Here is a 19,270-nt window from a genome sequence, read left to right on the forward strand (position 1 = left end):
TGATCCGCGGGCACCGCATAATTCGGCAGGGAGGGGCCAAATGCGTGCATTTGAATTTAAGCTGAGAACAGCGGCGTCTATGGCGTTAGCTGTTTTTTTTATGGCCTTTGTTCCCTTTTTTGCCACGGCTCAAGGGCCGGTCTCCTTCGCGCCATTGGTGAAAGAGTTGCAGCCCGCGGTGGTGAACATATCCACCACCCGCATGGCGCAGCGTCAGTTGGGGTTCGAGTTTCCCGAGCTGCCGGACAATTCGCCGTTACAGGATTTGTTTGAGCGGTTTCAAGAACCTGATTTTGAACATCAGGAGCCGTTGGAAAGCCGCTCGCTCGGTTCCGGCTTTGTGATCGATGGGGACGGGACCATCGTTACCAACTATCACGTTATTGAAGGCGCGACCGAGATTTGGGCTTCGTTTATCGACGGGTCACGTTTGCGGGCGCGTATTCTTGGTGTTGATCAAAAAACAGACATTGCCGTGCTGAAGGTCGAGTCCAAACGCCGTTTGCCCAATGTGCGGTTCGGCGATTCAGACGCGGCGGATATTGGCGATTGGGTGATGGCCATCGGCAACCCGTTCGGCCTTGGTGGCTCGATCAGCGCGGGCATCGTGTCCGCCCGCAATCGCGATATCAATTCCGGGCCGTACGATAATTTCATTCAGACTGATGCGGCGATTAATCAGGGTAATTCTGGTGGACCGCTCTTCAACGTTGATGGCGAAGTGATTGGCATCAACACGGCGATTATCTCGCGTACTGGTGGGTCACTAGGGATTGGCTTTTCCATTCCCATCAATTTGGCGAAGCCCGTGATTTCACAGCTTATTGAGTTTGGTGAGACACGGCGCGGCTGGTTGGGCATCGGCATTCAGGATGTATCTGAAGATATTGCGTTGAGCCTTGGTCGCCCCAATACGGATGGCGCTTTGGTGCTTTCGGTTAATCCGGATGGACCGTCATTCGGCACATTGAAAGAGGGCGATTTAATCTTGAAATTTGATGGCCGTGCGATCGAGCGTATGCGCGATCTGCCTCGTTTTGTGGCGGAGACCGATGTGGGCAAGCGGGTGCGCGTTGAAGTTGAGCGCCGCGGCAAAGTGCAAGTGTTCGAGATTGAATTGGGGCTGTTGGCGCAAGAAAACCCGCTGGATGGCTTGGAGGATATTCCACTTGATCCGCCGCCTGAAGGGTTGAGCGAAATGCTCGGCTTTGAGTTTGAAGATTTGACGTCGGAAAATCGCGAGACGTTTGGGTTGGATCAGGACGTTGATGGCGTGTTGATCGTAAAATCCTTGCCGCAAAGTGATGCTGAGGAAAAGGGCATCCGCGCAGGTCACCGCATTGTGGAAGTCAATCAACAGCCGATTTATTCAGCCGCAGAGCTGCGCGCCTTGCTGGGCACGGCCATCGAAACTGGCCGCGAGGTGATTTTGCTGAAGATCGCTGATCCGGTCGGCAACCGTCGGTTTGTGGCCATTCGGCTCAATAAATAGGCCTAGCGGACGAAATCTTCGTCCGGATAGCCTTGCAAATAGAGCAAGCCGGTGAGGTCGGAATGATTGAAGCGATATTTCGCTTCTGCCGCCACAACTGGTTTGGCGTGGATGGCCACGCCCATGCCCGCGGCTTTGATCATTTTCAAATCATTCGCCCCGTCGCCGACGGCCATGGTTTGGCTGATGTCCAGTTCATGGGATTTGGCGAGGCTGTTGAGCTTTTCCAGCTTTGTGTCTTGCCCCACAATTGGGCGAGCCACTGTGCCTGTCAAAATCTCATCTTCAAAATCCAGCACATTCGCAGTTGCTTCATCAAAGCCGATGCGCTTGGCAAAATAATCGGCAAACAAGGTGAAGCCGCCTGAAACCAAGGCGGTGTAAGCGCCATAGGCGCGCATGGTTTGCACCAAAACGCGGCCACCGGGGGCATAGGAAATCTGCTCGCGCCGTACCTCTTTGATTTTGGCGAGGGGCAAGCCTTTGAGCAATTTGACGCGGGCATCAAGTGCCGCTTCAAAATCCAATTCGCCCCGCATGGCGCGTTCTGTGATTTCCGCAATTTCTTGTTTGATGCCTAAAGCGTCGCCCAACTCATCAATGCATTCTTCATTGATCATGGTGCTGTCCATATCCGCGATCAGCAATTGCTTGCGGCGTTTTGGGTCATCCACCAAGTTTACGTCGACGCGCTTATCGGCAAATGCATCAATGGCTGTTTCCAGCGCATCCTTGGCCTTGAAGTCACCTATCTCGCATGCCACCTCTTGGTGTAGCCAGTTTAGCTGCCCGCCAATGTCGTTTTTAACCAGCTCGACAGTCTTTGGGTCGAGATCGGGGTTGGCGGGGTCGGTGGAAAGCACTAAAACGGACATCTAAGTTCCTGCGATTGGTTGATGAGGTGAATATGCAACGCGCATTGTTGATAGCGGGTCCAACGGCCAGCGGCAAGACGGCATATGCCATCGAGCGTGCAAAGCCTGAGGGGGCGTTGATCATCAACACCGATTCCATGCAGGTATATGACGTTCTAAATGCGTTGACAGCAAGGCCATCAGCGGATGAACTGGCCCAAGCAGAGCATAAATTGTTTGGCCATGTCAGTCCGGCGCAGCGCTATTCCACTGGCGGATGGTTGAACGATGTGGCCCCACTTGTGGACGACGCGGCTGCTTCGGGGCGTATGTTGATTTTCGTTGGTGGCACAGGGCTTTATTTTGATGCCTTGATAAATGGATTCGCCCAGATACCGGAAATACCTCAAGAAGTGATTCAAGAAGTTGAAGCAGTGATTCAACCGATGGGAGAGGCCGAACGGGCCGCCTTTATCGCCGCCAAAGATCCGAAAATGGCAGCGCGGTTGCAAGCGCCTGATCCGCAGCGGGTGGCGCGGGCCATCTCGGTGATGGAGGCCACAAACCGCTCTCTAGCTGATTGGCAGGATGATGACAATGCCCCAAGTTTGCTTGAGGGCTGGTCACTTGAAAAAACAGTGCTGAATCCGGAACGGGACTTGCTGCGCGCGCGCATTGCGAAGCGATTTTCAATGATGATGGATGGGCCTGCGATGGAAGAGGTGAAAGCGCTACTGGCGCTTAACCTTGATCCAAGCCTGCCGGCCATGCGCGCGATTGGAGTGCCCGAACTTTCTGCGGTGCTGCGGGGCGAAATGAGCCTGGACGAAGCCACTGAAAAGGCGGTGACGGCCACGCGCCAATATGCCAAGCGTCAACGCACATGGTTTCGCACCCGGATGAAAGATTGGCACTGGATCGATCCATTTGCATAAAGGAGGATAAAATGCCCTTACTTCATGTCAAAGCCTTGCCGCAATCCACACAGGTCAATGTGCCTGAAGTTTTGCGCAAAACCTGCATTGCCATTGCTGACGCCTATGGCTGTCCGGTCGAGTATGTTTCAGCGACATGGCAAGAAATCGCACCCGACCATTATGTGGTGGGTGGCCAGGGCGGCGCGGTCCGTCAGCCAACCCATACGCATCCCCCTGTTGCGGAGCTTTTATGCCTGAAGGGTAAAGACGAGGCGACCATTGAGGCAACGCTGCAGGCGGCAGGTCAGTCGCTGGGTGAGGGCCTTGGTTTGGGCGGCAATGTCTTTGTGACCTACCATCAGGTGGGCAAGGGACGCATCTATGACGATGGCGCTGTTTATAAATAGCTATCCGTAGCGAGACACCATATTGAGGCTCAGTGATGGGCCGGAAGTGATTTTAATGCAATTGATCAATCAGTTTCGGTCCATCCCGCGTCCTGCGCTGATCTTCGGCTTTGCCAATTTTGTTATTGCGGCCGGGGCGTTCGTCTTCCCCTTTATGGCGCTGATGCTCTCGCAAAAGCTGGGCTTTTCGGCCACGCACACAGGTCTCATCATTTATGGCGTGTTTGCCGCGCATTTTCCGGCGCAAATCTTGGGCGGTTGGCTGACAGATCGGTTTGACCCAAAGCCGATTTATGTGACGGCCATCGCGCTCGAAGTCATCATCACCATTTGCGCAGGCTTCTTTGCAGAGACCATCCTGTTGATCGGCTTTTTGTTTCTGATCAACTTTGCCAATGGCATCATGATCCCCGCAATGCAGGCGTGGCAGGCCAATTTTTCGACCGCGAAAAACCGCAAGATTGTTTATTCGGTCAGCTATTATGGCTTCAATATTGGGTATGCGGTGGGCCCGGCAATTGGCGGGCTTTTGTTTGCCGATTATTTTCGGTTCATGTTTTGGGGGGACGCTGCCACCACGATATTGGCGTTGATCGTGGTGATCCTGTTTTTGCCCGGCAAGTTTGACCATGGCGAACAAGAAGAGGTTGAGAAAGAACGGCCGGTAGAAGGTTCGGTTTGGCGCTTTTTGGTGACGCGGCCAGATTTGCTGTTCTTTGCGGCGCTGATGCTTGGCATCAATATCGTATATGGACAGCTTACCGTGGCGCTACCGTTGCAAATGGAGGAGACATTTGGTGCGGACGGCGCAAAGTTTTATGGCTGGCTGCTGATGGTCACCGCCATCACCGTTCTGGTGGCAACGCCGATCATAGCGCGGGTGACCAATCTGAATCGCACCTTGTCCAATTTGATGATGGCTGGTCTATTTTATGCGATCGGCTTCGGGTTTCTCGGCGTGGCTAATCATTATCTGCTGCTGATCATGTGTGCGATTGTCTTTACAGTTGGGGAAGTGTTGTCGGTCACCAACACCAATACCCACATTGCCAATGAAAGCCCCCGCAATATGCGCGGGCGTCTTTCGGGTTCAATAGGGCTGACAATTGGCTTCGGCTTCGGGGCAGCGCCCGCGCTCAGCGGCTGGTTTATCGATCAGTTTGGACTTGCGGTCTTGTGGCCCAGCGTTGCCGCGCTCGCGCTGATTTGCGTGTCGGGATTGGGAATTTTGCGTCGCACACAAAAGAACTAGGCTGTTGGATCAGTATTCCATGTCATCGCGGTCATAAAGCCCATCGAGATTGTAGCTGTTGTTCACGGGCGGAAAGGCCTGGTTGTCATAATCTGGGTCGGAAACAGTGCAGTTGCGACCACACAGCAAGATTGCTCTTTCGCGCCGCCGATCATTTTTCCAGATGCGACCACCGGGTGTTGAGACATAGCCATCGATCTCTTCGTAAATATCGGCTTCCAAATCGTCGGAGGAGGGCGTTTCGGCGTCTGCATCCCAATCGAACGCCCCATGGGTGTGGTAAGATGCGATAATCTCGACCATATCATCGCTTGGATCGGCGCTGCAGCTATCGGCCCGGCCGCGCTTTGGTTTTGTGGCGATGAGCTTGCCTGCTGCGTTCAGGCCGAAATAGCCGCAATATTCGCGGTTGTTGGCGATAGACATTTCCTGAATGGGGGCAAAGAATTTGGCCAAATAGTTGGAAGAAAGGGATTGAGCAAAAGCGTTTGATGTGAGCGCCAATGATGCAAGTATTAGCCCGGCCAACAAAAGCATTGGTGTCCACTGACGGCTTATCGTTTTTTCCATTTCATTCCCATATATTTGTCGCCCGCCGCCAGCTCTTCCAGCATTTGGTTTAAGCGCTTATCTTTGGTTGCTGGCCGCACCGCGCGATTTATCCAGGACAAATAGTCGTTTCGCTGATAGGCCGGACGTTCTTCATACGCCGCCTGCAGACCATTGTCCCGCAATGCTTTGGCCACCGCTTCTGGCATCGGTTGAATGTCGCGTTGTAGATTTTCAAGCTTCGTCGTTTTGGCCATAGTTCCAATTTTAGCAGGAACGCAAAAACTTGAAAATAGAGCGGCTAAAGCACGTTGAGTGACTTTGCACCGGTGAGTGTTACCAACTCGTTTGCGCTTGTCTGAAAAACGGATTTGGGGTGGCCCGCTGCGGCCCATAGCTCGTCATACGCGAACAAGGTCTCATCGATGAAGATGTCGACTTGCCCCGTTGCGCCGAGCGGCGACACGCCTCCAATGGCAAAGCCCGTATGCTCTCGCACAAAATCAGCATCCGCACGGCCCAGCTTTTCCCCGATCAAGCGGCCTGCGCGTTTTTCGTGCACGCGATTGGCGCCGGAAACGAACAGCAAATAGGCTTTGTCGCTTTCGGCGCCGCGAAACACCAGGGATTTGACGATTTGTGCCACTTCGATGCCTAAGGCGTCTGCTGCTTGCTGGGCGGTGTGGGCATTGTCGTCCAGGCGCACAATGTCCGTTTTCAATTTGTGGGCGCGCAACACCGCTTCCACGCGCTGTTCCGATTTACTCAATTCGGTCATTAAAGCTTTATCTCGTCTTCGTGCGCGACAAACTGGATATAGTCGCCGCGATTACATTCGTAAATATAGTCGCGCAGGGCGTTGGATTGTTTAATCTCGGCTTCAAAATCGCCAATGATCGCGCATTTGAGGTGGTAATTGACCAGCTTTTGGGTCACCTCGCCAGCCAGCCCGGACCGCAGGTCAAAAAAGGTGGGATCGATTGCCGATTTGGGCAAGACTAATATGGTCTTGCCCTCATAGCCTGCGTTGCCAATATGATCCATAAAGTCACCCACTTTCGCCATGGGCGGATGATCGGCTGGCACCGCATATATTTGGTCAGATGCGGTCATCTTAAACCTTTGCCAATTCCAACAGAATTGCTGCGTGAGAACGAATGCCACGGCGCAGGCAAGTGAGTTCATATTTCTCGTTCGGGCTATGGATATTGTCATCGGACAAGCCAAAGCCCACCATAACGCTTTCCAAGCCGAGCATATTCTTGATGGCGCCGACGGCTGGGATGGAACCGCCCATGCCAATCATTTTGGCTTCGCGATTATACTCAACTTCCAAGCCTTTTTGAGCGGCCTTGAGGTAAGGGCTGTCAATCGGCAGTTTGAGGGCGTAAGCCGCGCCGTGATTTTTGAAGGTCATGGTGAAATCTGCTGGCAAACGATCAGCGAAGAACTTCTCGATATTGGGCAAGATTTTGGCTGGGTCCTGATCACCCACCAAGCGGCAGGACAGTTTGACGTGCGCTTCTGAGGCGATCACGGTTTTGTGGCCTTCGCCAATATAGCCACCCCACATGCCATTCACATCGCAACTCGGGCGCGCATAGATGCGTTCAATGGTTGAATAGCCTTCTTCGCCCGCAGGTTGCTTTAGGCCAATCTCGCCCAAAAACTCAGCATCATCGAAATTGAGAGCAGAAAGCGACGCGCGCTCTGCATCTCCCAGTGCCGGTGCGCCCTCATAAAAATGTGGGATTTGGATTTTGCCATTTTCATCGTGCAGTTGGGCCACAATGTTGGACATGGCGTGCAGCGGGTTAATCACCGCGCCGCCATACATGCCGGAATGGAGATCACGGCTCGGGCCTTTGATGCTGATTTCAGCGTCGATCAGGCCGCGCAAAGAGTAGGTGATGGCGGGGGTGTTGATGTCCCACATGGCTGTGTCGCACACCACACAAACGTCAGCCGCCAGCAGGCCTTTATTCTGTTGCAAAAACTTATCAAGGCTTGGGCTGCCGGTTTCCTCTTCACCTTCCAGCATGATTTTGACGTTGCACGGCAAATCATCATGGGTTGCGATGAAGGCGCGGAACGCTTCGATGAAGGTCATCACTTGCCCTTTGTCGTCTTCAGCGCCGCGGGCAACAATCTTTTTGCCGTGGGGGCTTTCAACGATGGCGGGTTCGAAGGGGGCTGTGTCCCACAACTCAAATGGATCGCCGGGCTGCACATCATAGTGACCGTAATAGAGCAAGGTCTTGGCGTTCTTGTCTTTTGACTTGCGCTCAGCAAACACAACGGGGTGGCCGTCGGTTTCGATCAATTTGATCTCAAATCCCATGCCGTTGAGTTCGTTCATCATCCAGTCGGCGGCTTTGCGCACATCTGCATCATAGGCCGGGTCTGTTGAAACAGAGGGGATTTTCAGCCACTCGATCAGGCGGTTTACGCTGTTGTCGAAGTCCTGCTCAATGTGAGAGGTGACATTATCCAAATTGAAATTGCTCATGGCCAGTCTTTCTGATTTCGGGATCGAGGAAGGCGTGTTTTGCGCAGTCTTTTCATTTTAGATGGTACGGTCAAGTAGGAGAGGTGTGAATTTCAATGAGATTGAAATGGACGATTGTGCGCAAATTGGTACTTGACCAATGAATCTAGTCGCTCTACCAATATGTCCAACGTAAATTAATTGAGGCAAACGATGCATCAGGCACTCGTACTCGTGATTATTGGCACCGGCGGCGCGAACATCTAAGTGAGGTTCGTGAGTGTCGGTGCATGCCAAGGTCCCAAAAGGGGCCTTTTTTTATGGCCAATTTAATTGGCATGAGCGCGATTTGAAAAAATTGCACAAGGCTTGAGGAGAAAGAAGAGCTATGGCTGAGCAAATGACCGGAGCAGAAATGGTCATTCAGGCACTTGTCGATCAGGAGGTCGAGCATATTTTCGGCTATCCCGGTGGGGCAGTGCTGCCAATATATGACGCGATTTTCCAAAATGACAAAGTCGAGCACATTCTTGTGCGGCACGAACAGGGCGCGACCCATGCCGCAGAAGGATATGCCCGTTCAACTGGTAAATGTGGCGTGGTGCTGGTGACCTCTGGTCCTGGCGCAACCAACGCGGTGACAGGTCTCACCGACGCTCTTCTCGATTCTATTCCTATGGTCTGCATCACAGGGCAGGTGCCCACACCCTTGATTGGTTCGGATGCCTTTCAGGAATGCGACACGGTTGGGATTACCCGCAACTGCACCAAACACAATTATTTGGTGAAGTCGGTTGAAGATTTGCCGCGCATTTTGCATGAAGCTTTTTATGTGGCGACCTCGGGGCGGCCGGGTCCGGTTGTGATTGATATTCCTAAGGATGTACAATTCGCCTTGGGCAATTATGCCAACCCCAATATTTCCAGCCACCCGACATATAAGCCACAAATGGAAGGCGAGTTGGACGCGATCAAAATCGCCGTGGATATGATGCTGAAGGCCGAACGCCCAGTGTTTTACACCGGCGGCGGCGTGATCAATTCGGGTGACGATGCCACCAAAAGCCTGCGTGAAATGGCGGAGCTGACAGGCTTTCCTGTGACCTCCACATTGATGGGCCTTGGTGCCTATCCAGCGGATGGCGAGCAATGGCTTGGCATGTTGGGCATGCACGGCACTTACGAAGCCAATATGGCGATGCATGATTGCGATTTGATGATCTGCGTTGGCGCCCGTTTTGATGACCGGATCACGGGGCGCATCGATGCGTTCTCGCCAAACTCGCGCAAAATCCACATCGATATTGATCCGTCTTCGATCAATAAAAACATTGTGGTGGATTTGCCGATTGTGGGCGATTGCGGCCATGTGTTGGAAGAGATGGTGCGCTTGTGGCGGGCTAAAACGAATGCGCCGCGCACTGAAGAAATTCAGCCCTGGTTGCAGCAGATTGATCAATGGCGCGCTGTGAAATCATTGCGCTATGAAAAATCAGATAGCGTGATCAAACCTCAATATGCAATTGAGCGTTTGTATGAGTTGACCAAAGATCGTGATGTTTACATCACCACCGAGGTTGGCCAGCACCAAATGTGGGCCGCACAGCACTTCCATTTCAACCAGCCAAACCGCTGGATGACCTCAGGCGGCTTGGGCACCATGGGGTATGGTCTGCCCGCATCGGTTGGTGTGCAAGTGGCGCACCGTGACGCGTTGGTGATTGATATTGCAGGCGAAGCCAGCGTTCAAATGACCATGCAGGAAATGTCGACCGCGGTTCAATATGGCTTGCCGATCAAGATCTTTATCTTGAACAATGAATATATGGGCATGGTGCGCCAGTGGCAGGAATTGCTACATGGTGGTCGCTATTCCAGCTCTTATTCTGAAAGCTTGCCAGACTTTGTGATGATGGCGCAGGCCTTCGGCGCGCATGGCATCATGTGTGATGACCCAAAAGAGTTGGACGACAAGATCATGGAAATGATCGAGATCGATAAACCTGTTCTGTTTGATTGCCGGGTGACGAAAGAAGAAAACTGCTTGCCGATGATCCCATCGGGCAAGGCGCACCATGAGATGATTTTGCCGGACACGGCAGATATCGGCAACATTATTGATGAGAAGGGGAAGGTCCTTGTTTAAGCCAAGTTGGGATTTGGAACGCAGCCAAAGCGTTGAACGTCACACATTGACCGTTCTTGTTGATAACGAGCCAGGTGTTCTCGCGCGTGTCGTTGGGCTTTTCTCTGCCCGTGGGTTTAACATCGACAGCCTCACGGTTTCAGAAACGGAGCATGATCGGCATCGCTCGCGCATCACGATCGTTACTGTCGCGACGCCAAAAGTTCTGTCGCAGATCAAGTTGCAGTTGGAACGTTTGATTCCAGTGCACCGGGTGCATGATTTGACTGCCGAGGGCGAGTCATTGGAGCGTGAGCTTGCGCTGATCAAAGTGGCAGGCAAAGGCGAAAACCGCGTGGAAACATTGCGTTTGGCTGAAGCCTTCCGCGCCAATGTTGTGGATGCGTCAATTGACAGTTTTGTCTTTGAGATCACCGGTCGCCCGTCAAAGGTCGAGCAGTTTATCTCTTTGATGCAGCCTTTGGGCCTTGTTGAAGTGGTTCGTACGGGTCTCACCGCCATTTCGCGCGGCAAAGAGGGCATGTAAGCCCTTCGTGATAATCAAAGAAAAGGCGGCCTGGGGCCGCCTTTTTTATGTCCAGATGGTTTCTTGACCATCCTCCAACACATGCACCACGCCTTGCGGCTCTTTCAGGCGCAAGATCTGCGCATCTGTGAGGCCGAGATAAATGCCACGGATCACTTTGCCGATTTGGCCGTGGGCCACCGCGATGGTAGGGCCATTCAAGCTATCAAGCCATTGGGTGGCGCGCTTGCGCATATCATCCATTGTCTCGCCACCAGGTGCGCCGAAATACCAGTCATAATCCGGCTTGCCATCCATATGGTCGGGAAATTGTTCTTCCATTTCGGGACGGCACAGGCCGCTCAGCTTGCCCAAATCGATTTCCTTGAGCAAATCAACGGGCGTTGGATCAAAAGCGAAATGCTTTTTGATGTTTTCAGCTGTTTCCAGGGTTCGGCCAATCGGGCTGACCATCTGTGCATAGCCATCCGGTGTGCCCAGCTCACGTTTCAGGATTTCACCCAGCTTTTGCGCTTGGCCACGGCCTTTCTCGGTGAGGGGGGAGTTGAGATGACCTTGGGTGCGGCCAGCGAGATTCCATTCGGTCTCGCCATGGCGCATAAAGATAATGCGGGGATAGGACATAGATATTTTTGCTTCTTCGACAGGGACAGTGGCGTTTTTATAGGCGTTGATGTGGCTGAATACAAATCGCTTCTAGCGGGAACCGTTCGGTTGCAGATTTGTCATTTCGCTGTTGCAATTCACCAATAGTGAGGTTGCCAGTTTCAGCAAATTACCTTACCGATTGGTTGGAACAATTACACCTATCGTGTTTCTTCGGAGCAGCTATGACCGCGCTTTCAGTCAATTTGAACAAGGTTGCCTTGTTGCGTAACCAACGTGATTTGCCTTGGCCTAGTGTTGTGGGTATGGGGCGCGTGGTGCTGGATGCAGGCGCTGACGGAATCACGGTGCACCCGCGGCCCGATGAGCGGCATATTCGCCGGTCCGATGTGCCGGAATTGGCGGCATTGGTGAAGGAGGAGTATCCGGACAAAGAGTTTAATATTGAAGGCTATCCGGATGATGAGTTTCTCGATCTGGTGATTGCCAACAAGCCGGATCAAGTGACATTTGTGCCTGACTCGCCAGATCAGGCCACGTCCGACCATGGGTGGGATGTGCGCGGCGCCCATAATCTGTTGGTGCCAGCGATCAAGCGCATGAAGGATGCCGGCATTCGCGTTTCATTGTTTGTGGATGAGGACCCCAGCGTGCCGCCGGATGCGGCGGAGATCGGCGCGGACCGTATTGAAATTTACACCGGCCCCTATGGCGCCAGTTTTGGTACGCCGATGGGCGATCACCATTTGCAGCGTATGCGGGTGACCGTGCAAGCCGCGCTGGCCGCAGGCCTTGGTATTAATGCCGGGCATGATTTAACGTTGGAAAATCTACCGGCCTTTGTTGAGGTGCTGCCTGAATTGCATGAGGTGTCCATTGGCCATGGCATCACGGCCGATGCCTTGTTGATGGGGTTTGCCGAAGCGGTGCGGCAATATAATAAGGCACTTGGAAAAGCCTAGCCGCCAATCACACTAATTTGATCGCGGAACTCTGATCGGGGCCATCCGTTCCTCCTTCAACAGATCACGGACACAGGATTTGTGACCGTCATTGTTTAAAGGAGAAATAGATATGCTCAATATTGGAATTATCATGTCGACCACGCGCGATGATCGATTTGCGAAAAAGCCTGCGCAGTGGATTTTGGACAAAGCGCGTGCTTATGAGGGCATAGAAGCTGACCTCATTGATCTGCGCGATTTTGATCTGCCCTTTTTCAATGAAAAGGCGACAAATCTATATGCGCGCTCTGAAGATGCGCGTGCCGTGCAATGGCAACAAAAGCTGGACAGATATAATGGCTTTATTTTTGTCACCGCAGAGTACAACCATTCCATTCCGGCGGTTTTGAAGAACGCGCTGGACCAAGCCTATGTGGAGTGGGTGCGCAAGCCTGCCGCTTTCGTCGGCTATGGCGGTGTGGGGGCATCGCGCGCCGTGGAACATCTGCGCGGCATTGTGAGCGAGTTGCAAATGGCGCCCATTCGTGAAGCTGTCCACATCGGTGGCGGTGAGTTTATGAAGGTTAGTCCGATGGGCGACGACAAAGACATGTCAGCAATTGATGAGATCATTGCGCCAAAAGCCAATGACTTACTCGATGATTTGGCATGGTGGGGTGACGCGCTGAAAGTAGCGCGGGAAAAATCATCGCCGAAATATGAGGCAGCATAGGCCGCCTAAGCCTTTGCGGCGTCACACATTGTGCAGCTGCTTAACCTTTTGATGCAGATCAAGGCAGGGTGGGGCCAAAGTGCCCCACTATAGGTTTATGGGATTGATCAGACACAGGAGGTCGAGATGATCAAGGATGTATTGGTATATTTAGATGGGTCAAAAGAAGATGAGGTGCGCTTGTCATATGCCGAGCCGATTGCCCGCCGTCATGATGCGTTTTTGACAGGCCTTTTGTGTGTTGAAATTCCAGATGTGGTGAGCGCCGGTGATGGGGTGTTCTCTGTTGGGCAAGTGGCTGCAGAGTTGCAGCAGGAAGCCGAAGAGCAGGGCGACAAATATGAAAAAGAACTCGACATGCGGTTCGCCAAACATGAGTTTAGTTCCGACTTGCGCCGCGTGAGTGCTACACCGTCCTTTATGGGGCAAACGATTGCCAATGAAGCACGGCTGGCCGATTTGATCGTGGCGACACGACCTTACAAGCACTATTCGGAAAAGCCTGAGATTTTTGAAAATGTCTTGTTTAACTCCGGACGCTCCTGCCTGTTTGTCCCGCCTGCAATTCCTGCGAGTGACGGACCTTACAAAAACATCGTTTTGGGTTGGCGCAATTCAAAAGAAACAGCGCGTGCCGTTGCGGATGCGATCCCATTTATGCAGCGTGCGGACCAAGTGACCGTTGCCATTGTGAGCGATGATGAAGCGCCTGAAGAGCGTGGCATTGAGCCTGGTGCCGATATTGCGCGGCATTTGGATCGCCATGGGGTCAATGTAGAGGTGCGCAACATCAATGGGTGGTCAGATGCGGCCGCCGCATTGTTGAACGAAGTTGGCCGCATAGACGCCGACATGATTGTCATGGGCGGCTATGGCCATTCTCGGTTCCGTGAATGGGTTCTTGGCGGCGCAACCCGCGAGATTTTGAGCAAAGCAGAAGTGCCGGTTTTGATGGCACACTAGCTGAATTCAATTCAGCATCGGGGTAGAAGGGTCGCATTTTTGCGGCCCTTTTGTTTTGCGATAAAGGCGCTTGCGTTGGCGCAAAACATGGCGTTACTCTCTGGGCTCAAAACCACATGATTTCCTATCAATGTGGCCTTTCGCACTAAATCTGGGGAGACGGGCATGGGCGCCTATTCTGAGTTGAAGAAACGATTTGCACAAATTTCAGCAATTGAGGGGGCAGCCTCTATGCTGAGTTGGGATGCAGAAACCATGATGCCCAAAGGGTCGGCCGAGGTTCGGGGCGAGCAATTGGCCGCATTGGCAGGCGTGGCGCACGAAAAATACACCGCGCCGGATTTGGGCGATCTGATTGCAAAAGCCAAGGAAGAAAAGCTTGAGGGCTGGGACGCGGCCAACATCAAAGAGATGGAACGTGTTTATTTACACGCGAATGCGGTGCCAAATGATTTGGTGCATGCGCTAAGCAAGGCCCAGTCTGAAACCACGCATGTGTGGCAACATGCGCGGCCTGAGAATGATTTTGATAGTTTTGCTGCCAAGCTTGAGCCCTTGCTAGGACTAATACGCCAGGCAGCCGACGCCAAAGCCGATGCGTTGGGCCTTAGTGCATATGATGCGCAATTGGACACTTTTGATCCGGGGATGCGCACCACCAAAGTCGATCAATATTTTGATGAGTTGGGTGCATTTCTGCCGGACTTTTTGAATGAGGTCATCGAGTTTCAAGAAACCCATCGCCCGGTGAAGCCGCTGGATGGTGAAACGCCTGTTGGCGCGCAAGAAGCACTTGGTCGCCGCTTTATGGAGGCGCTGGGCTTTGATTTTAATCATGGGCGCATTGACGTGTCGGCGCACCCTTTTTGCGGCGGTGTCCCGGGTGATGTGCGCTTGACCACGCGCTACAATGCCAATGCGTTCTCCACCAGCCTCTATGGGGTGCTGCACGAAACAGGTCATGCCATGTACGAGATCGGCTTGCCGGCGGAGTGGCGCGGTCAACCTGTGGGCAATGCCCGCGGGATGAGCATGCATGAAAGCCAGTCGCTGTTTTTGGATATGCAGCTTTGTCGGTCCGATGCATTTTTGGCTTACGCATTGCCAAAAGTGCGGGAGGCTTTCGGTGTCAGCGGATCTGCCTGGGAAATGGAAAACTTCAAACGCTCAATCTTGCGGGTCAAGCGCGGGCTTATTCGTGTGGACGCGGACGAGGTGACTTATCCGCTGCATGTGATGTTGCGCTATCGCATTGAGAAATCACTGCTCAGCGGCGATCTGCAAGTGGCTGACTTGCCCGGCTATTGGGATGATGAGATGGAAAAGAATATTGGCGTGCGCCCCGATTGCGTTGGCAATGGCTGTATGCAGGATATTCACTGGTCAGGCGGCGCGTTGGGTTATTTCCCCACATATACAATCGGCGCGATGACCGCTTCGCAATTATTTAAGGCGTTGCAAAGCCAGGTTACCGGCTGGGACGACAGCGTGCGTCGTGGCGATTTCACGTCGATCTTTGAGTGGCTGCGCACCAATGTGCACCACCGTGCATCCTCTGTTTCTATGGATGAAATGGTGTCAGATGCGACAGGTTCGGTTCTGGATGTTGAGGTTTTCAAGCAGCATCTGCATGAGAGATATTTGACCGCCTAAATTGATATTTCGATACGAAGAAAAGGCCGGCATTTTCATGCCGGCTTTTTTGTATTCAATTTTGTCTGATAATTCAGTTAGTTAAATTGTTACACTTATATGATTACATCTTTAATTAATTTGATTGTTTTCCGTTTTTTGGAATGGAGTGTTTTTAGCTCAATTTGTGCAGAACAATTAAATTTTTTCTTTGGTCGAATCTCAAAAGGTGTCTCAGGCAAAGAATTAGGGTGGGGTGAAGATTGATTAGTCGCGTGGCGAGCTGGTTCAAGGCTGCGGTGTTGATTGATGGTTCAAACGAACCGTTGATGCGCGCGCAGTTGCGAATGCTTCGTTTTCGACTCCCTTTCGTTTATTTATTGACGTTTTCTGCACTTTTGGTGGTCGCACAGCGGCGCTTGGTGGACGGGTTTGACCCGGTCATTGTTATAGGTACGGCCATTTTGGTCGCGGTATCATTGTGGCGTATCGTTCATTGGGTCCGATTTAAGGGCAAAGAACTCGACGCCCAACAGCTTCAAAAACAACTTCAAAATATCGTCTACGCTGCGGCCGGCTTGGGCATTGTGTTCACCTCCTGGGCGATATTTGCCATGTCACAATCCAGCACAACAGCGCACAAAGAAGTTGGGTTTTTCGTTCTGTTGTCGTTGCTCGGGGCCTTGTTTTGCCTCGCCTATTTGCGTCAGGCGGCTGTGGCGCTCGTGGTCAGTGTTGGTGTGCCGCTTTATGTTTGGAGTTGGATCGCGCAGCTTGACCTGTTTTCTGCCCTGACCTTCCATTTTTTGTTTGTTGTTACAATCATCACGCTGGTCACACGCAGTTTTGGTTTTGATTTCGAACGGTTTATTGATCACCGAACGCGCCTTTATGCCGCAAAAGCGGACGCGCGCGCCCAGGCCAAAGAAATGCGTGATTTGGCCTTTAAGGACATGTTGACAGATCTGGCCAACCGACGTGGCTTTTTTAACTATTTGGAAAAGCACTTTCCGACGCGATCAGATCAGGTTCTCACCCTTGGGTTGATCGACCTAGATGGTTTCAAGCCGATCAATGACATTTATGGTCACCCGGCGGGGGATGATTTGTTGTGCAAAGTGTCGCGCCGTCTGGTCGAGTTTCTCGGCGAAGAAGTTTTCGTTGCGCGGGTAGGGGGAGACGAGTTCGCCCTGATTACCCGCCACAAAATGTCTGACCATGAAGTGGTTGCACTGGGGCGGGCGGTTTGCGCAGCGCTTAAGGTGCCGTTCGTGTTGAAAACGGGCGTGCAGGTTAAACTCTCTGCCTCAATTGGGTTTGCGCGGGCGGGCATTGACGCTGCGGATGCGGAGAAATTGTTTGAACGGGCAGACCACGCCCTATATTACGCCAAGACCTACAATATCGGCCATGCCCTGTTGTTTGAGCAAAAGCATGAACGGATCACGCGCGATTCAGCCGAGATTGCTCAGGGGCTAAGGGATAGCCAGTTCATTGACGAAATGGAAATGGTGTTCCAGCCCGTGGTGAGCGCCGCCAACAATAATATAACGGCTGTTGAAGCGCTGGCCCGGTGGCACCGCCCTGATGGGTTGGAGATATTGCCCAATCGGTTCATCCCGGTGGCCGAGGCGATGGGGTTGATGAATAAGCTGACATTGGCGCTGTTTGAAAAAGCCACCGATTCAATGCTGAAGCTGCCCAAATATTTGCGCCTAAGCTTTAATCTATCTCCCGCTGATGTGATTGAGCCGCATGTGGTTAAAGCGTTGATTGAGACCACGCGGCAAAAAGGCATTTCACCCAACCGCATTATTTTTGAGATTTCTGAGAACGTGCTGCATGACCATTTGGAGCAAGCTGAAAAGATGCTCAATCAATTGAGCGATTTCGGCTTCACGATTGCGTTGGATGATTTTGGCGGACGGATTTCGAATTTTAATCATCTGCATCAATTGCCGATTGATGTGGTGAAGCTGGATTCGGAGCTCATTTGTGATTTGCGGTTCTCCACCCAAAGCCGGATTTTGGTGCAAAAAATTGTTGAACTTGCCCAAGGTTTGGGTTTGCGGGTGGTGGCGCAGGGCATCAGTTCCAGCGATCATTTGCATGTGCTGGAAGGCTTGGGTTGCCAATATTATCAAGGGTTCCATTTCGCCCGTCCCATGTCGCATCAAAAACTGGTCAATTTGCTGCACACTCAGGATGGGCAGCTTGGCAAGCAGGGCGTGGCATAGATTTTTTACAAAAGCGGGCTTTAATAGACTGTATTTTCCCTTTTGCACCTTTGCGGTTTCTGCACAACTGCTAAGATGCGCCGAACTCTGTCAAATTTCGGGAAAATATTATGAAGCTTGAATCACTCGCCCTGCATCATGGCTATGAATCAGAAGCCACCACCAAGGCAGCGGCTGTGCCGATTTATCAAACGACAAGCTATACGTTTGATAACACACAGCATGGCGCCGATCTTTTTGATCTTAAGGTGGAAGGCAATATCTACACCCGGATCATGAACCCGACCAACGCGGTGCTGGAGCAGCGTGTTGCCGAGATGGAAGGTGGCATTGCCGGATTGGCGTTGGCCTCTGGCATGGCTGCGATTACCTATGCCATCCAAACCATCGCTGGTGTGGGCGACAATATTGTTTCTGTCAGCCAGCTTTATGGCGGCACCTACAATTTGTTTGAGCACAGCTTCCCGCGTCAGGGCATTGATGTGCGCATGGTTGATGCCAGCTTTGACGGCATTGAAAAGCTGTTTGATGAAAACACCAAAGCGGTGTTCTGCGAAAGCATTGGCAACCCGGCTGGCAATGTGGTCGACATCGAAAAATTGGCTGAGATTGCCCACAAGCATGGCGTGCCGCTGATCGTCGACAATACGGTAGCATCGCCGTTCCTTTGTCGCCCCATTGATCATGGTGCTGACATTGTTGTGCATTCATTGACCAAATATATTGGCGGCCACGGCACAAGTGTTGGCGGCATTATCGTTGATAGCGGCAAGTTTGACTGGGCGGCGGATAAGAAGCGCTTCGCGGTTTTGAATGAGCCAGATCCATCTTATCACGGTGTTGTTTACACTGAGGCGCTTGGGCCTGCAGCCTTTATTGGCCGCGCGCGTGTCGTGCCGTTGCGCAACACGGGTGCCGCTCTTTCTCCCATGAACGCATTCCAGATTTTGCAAGGTCTTGAAACACTTGGCCTGCGCATGGAGCGTCACTGCGAGAATGCCCAGAAGGTTGCTGAGTATCTTGAGGCGCACGACAAGGTGAGCTGGGTGAATTATGCCGGCCTTAAATCTTCGCCATATAATGCGTTGGCCAACAAAATCTCCGGCGGCAAGGCCTCGGGCATTTTGAGCTTTGGCATTAAGGGCGGTCAGGAAGCAGGCGCTCGCTTTATTGATGCGCTGGAGATGATTTTGCGGCTGGTGAATATTGGCGACGCCAAGTCACTTGCATGTCACCCGGCCTCCACAACCCACCGTCAGCTCAATGATGATGAACTGAAAGCCGCTTGCGTGCCGCGCGATTTGGTACGGATCTCCGTGGGTATTGAGCATATCGATGACATTATCGCTGACATCGAACAAGCGCTGGACAAGGCGTAGTTCATAAAGCGAATGAATTGATCGGGGCGCTTCGGCGCCCCTTTTGTTAACCTGCTGATTGTGTGGGGCAATTCTTCCTTGCATTCGAAGGTGTAACTTTTTGTTGACATTTACCGAACCGTACGGTACGGTTCCATATCAAGTT

Annotated in this window: 19 protein-coding genes; 12 read left to right on the forward strand and 7 right to left on the reverse strand. The window is 52.4% G+C overall.

Features of this window, described 5'->3' with window-relative positions; translation table 11 throughout:
• Positions 1-40: 40 nt before the first annotated feature.
• A complete protein-coding gene (locus MXMO3_RS07255; protein ID WP_205468096.1) occupies positions 41-1,492 on the forward strand; it encodes a Do family serine endopeptidase in 1,452 nt (483 codons plus the stop codon).
• A 2-nt stretch (positions 1,493-1,494) separates the two neighbouring features.
• On the opposite strand, the gene serB is transcribed toward MXMO3_RS07255, so the two are convergent.
• Positions 1,495-2,367, reverse strand: a complete 873-nt coding sequence (serB, locus tag MXMO3_RS07260) for a phosphoserine phosphatase SerB (RefSeq protein ID WP_027834418.1) — start codon at positions 2,365-2,367, stop codon at positions 1,495-1,497.
• Positions 2,368-2,399: 32 nt separating this feature from the next.
• On the opposite strand from serB, the gene miaA reads away from it, so the two are divergent.
• The 3 genes from miaA to MXMO3_RS07275 are packed head-to-tail and all read left to right on the forward strand — an operon-like array spanning position 2,400 to position 4,922.
• Positions 2,400-3,281, forward strand: a complete 882-nt coding sequence (miaA, locus tag MXMO3_RS07265) for a tRNA (adenosine(37)-N6)-dimethylallyltransferase MiaA (RefSeq protein ID WP_117395429.1) — start codon at positions 2,400-2,402, stop codon at positions 3,279-3,281.
• An 11-nt stretch (positions 3,282-3,292) separates the two neighbouring features.
• Positions 3,293-3,670, forward strand: coding sequence for a tautomerase family protein (locus MXMO3_RS07270; RefSeq protein WP_117395430.1), 378 nt, complete (start codon positions 3,293-3,295; stop codon positions 3,668-3,670).
• Positions 3,671-3,725: 55 nt separating this feature from the next.
• On the forward strand, positions 3,726-4,922 hold the full coding sequence (locus tag MXMO3_RS07275; RefSeq protein ID WP_117395431.1) for an MDR family MFS transporter: 1,197 nt from the start codon (positions 3,726-3,728) through the stop codon (positions 4,920-4,922).
• 9 nt (positions 4,923-4,931) lie between these two features.
• On the opposite strand, the gene MXMO3_RS07280 is transcribed toward MXMO3_RS07275, so the two are convergent.
• Genes MXMO3_RS07280 through MXMO3_RS07300 form a run of 5 tightly spaced genes read right to left on the reverse strand, consistent with a single transcriptional unit; the run spans position 4,932 to position 7,980 of the window.
• Positions 4,932-5,492, reverse strand: a complete 561-nt coding sequence (locus MXMO3_RS07280; RefSeq protein WP_117395432.1) for a DUF4329 domain-containing protein — start codon at positions 5,490-5,492, stop codon at positions 4,932-4,934.
• Entirely contained in the window at positions 5,477-5,728 is a 252-nt protein-coding gene (locus tag MXMO3_RS07285; RefSeq protein ID WP_245985818.1) for a YdeI/OmpD-associated family protein, read from the reverse strand. Before MXMO3_RS07285 ends, MXMO3_RS07280 begins: the two co-directional genes overlap by 16 nt.
• Before the next feature lie 44 nt (positions 5,729-5,772).
• Positions 5,773-6,249 (reverse strand): YbaK/EbsC family protein, encoded by a 477-nt coding sequence (locus MXMO3_RS07290; RefSeq protein WP_027834413.1) that lies wholly within the window; start codon positions 6,247-6,249, stop codon positions 5,773-5,775.
• Positions 6,249-6,584, reverse strand: coding sequence for a DUF4180 domain-containing protein (locus MXMO3_RS07295; RefSeq protein ID WP_162889170.1), 336 nt, complete (start codon positions 6,582-6,584; stop codon positions 6,249-6,251). The genes MXMO3_RS07290 and MXMO3_RS07295 overlap by 1 nt, the downstream gene beginning before the upstream one ends.
• Before the next feature lies 1 nt (position 6,585).
• Positions 6,586-7,980 carry a dipeptidase gene (locus MXMO3_RS07300; protein WP_117395434.1) on the reverse strand — a complete coding sequence of 465 codons (1,395 nt, stop codon included), beginning with the start codon at positions 7,978-7,980 and terminating at the stop codon, positions 6,586-6,588.
• 367 nt (positions 7,981-8,347) lie between these two features.
• On the opposite strand from MXMO3_RS07300, the gene MXMO3_RS07305 reads away from it, so the two are divergent.
• Both MXMO3_RS07305 and ilvN read left to right on the forward strand, forming a co-directional pair.
• Entirely contained in the window at positions 8,348-10,105 is a 1,758-nt protein-coding gene (locus tag MXMO3_RS07305) for an acetolactate synthase 3 large subunit (RefSeq protein ID WP_027834410.1), read from the forward strand.
• A complete protein-coding gene (ilvN, locus tag MXMO3_RS07310; protein WP_036221636.1) occupies positions 10,080-10,631 on the forward strand; it encodes an acetolactate synthase small subunit in 552 nt (183 codons plus the stop codon). The genes MXMO3_RS07305 and ilvN overlap by 26 nt, the downstream gene beginning before the upstream one ends.
• Positions 10,632-10,676: 45 nt before the next feature.
• Here the strand turns inward: ilvN and MXMO3_RS07315 are convergent, their stop codons facing one another.
• A complete protein-coding gene (locus tag MXMO3_RS07315) occupies positions 10,677-11,255 on the reverse strand; it encodes a histidine phosphatase family protein (protein ID WP_117395435.1) in 579 nt (192 codons plus the stop codon).
• Between the two features lie 206 nt (positions 11,256-11,461).
• Here MXMO3_RS07315 and MXMO3_RS07320 point away from each other — a divergent pair, with 206 nt between their 5' ends.
• From MXMO3_RS07320 to MXMO3_RS07345, 6 genes are all read left to right on the forward strand, one after another.
• Entirely contained in the window at positions 11,462-12,199 is a 738-nt protein-coding gene (locus MXMO3_RS07320) for a pyridoxine 5'-phosphate synthase (RefSeq protein WP_117395436.1), read from the forward strand.
• Positions 12,200-12,311: 112 nt separating this feature from the next.
• Entirely contained in the window at positions 12,312-12,914 is a 603-nt protein-coding gene (locus MXMO3_RS07325; RefSeq protein ID WP_117395437.1) for an NADPH-dependent FMN reductase, read from the forward strand.
• Between the two features lie 126 nt (positions 12,915-13,040).
• Positions 13,041-13,877, forward strand: a complete 837-nt coding sequence (locus MXMO3_RS07330; RefSeq protein WP_027834405.1) for a universal stress protein — start codon at positions 13,041-13,043, stop codon at positions 13,875-13,877.
• A 165-nt stretch (positions 13,878-14,042) separates the two neighbouring features.
• A complete protein-coding gene (locus MXMO3_RS07335) occupies positions 14,043-15,530 on the forward strand; it encodes a carboxypeptidase M32 (protein ID WP_117395438.1) in 1,488 nt (495 codons plus the stop codon).
• Positions 15,531-15,889: 359 nt separating this feature from the next.
• Positions 15,890-17,746, forward strand: a complete 1,857-nt coding sequence (locus MXMO3_RS07340; protein ID WP_162889171.1) for a putative bifunctional diguanylate cyclase/phosphodiesterase — start codon at positions 15,890-15,892, stop codon at positions 17,744-17,746.
• Between the two features lie 110 nt (positions 17,747-17,856).
• Positions 17,857-19,125 carry an O-acetylhomoserine aminocarboxypropyltransferase/cysteine synthase family protein gene (locus MXMO3_RS07345; RefSeq protein ID WP_117395440.1) on the forward strand — a complete coding sequence of 423 codons (1,269 nt, stop codon included), beginning with the start codon at positions 17,857-17,859 and terminating at the stop codon, positions 19,123-19,125.
• Positions 19,126-19,270: the final 145 nt, after the last annotated feature.

It is taken from the genome of Maritalea myrionectae (assembly GCF_003433515.1).
Classification (GTDB): domain Bacteria; phylum Pseudomonadota; class Alphaproteobacteria; order Rhizobiales; family Devosiaceae; genus Maritalea; species Maritalea myrionectae.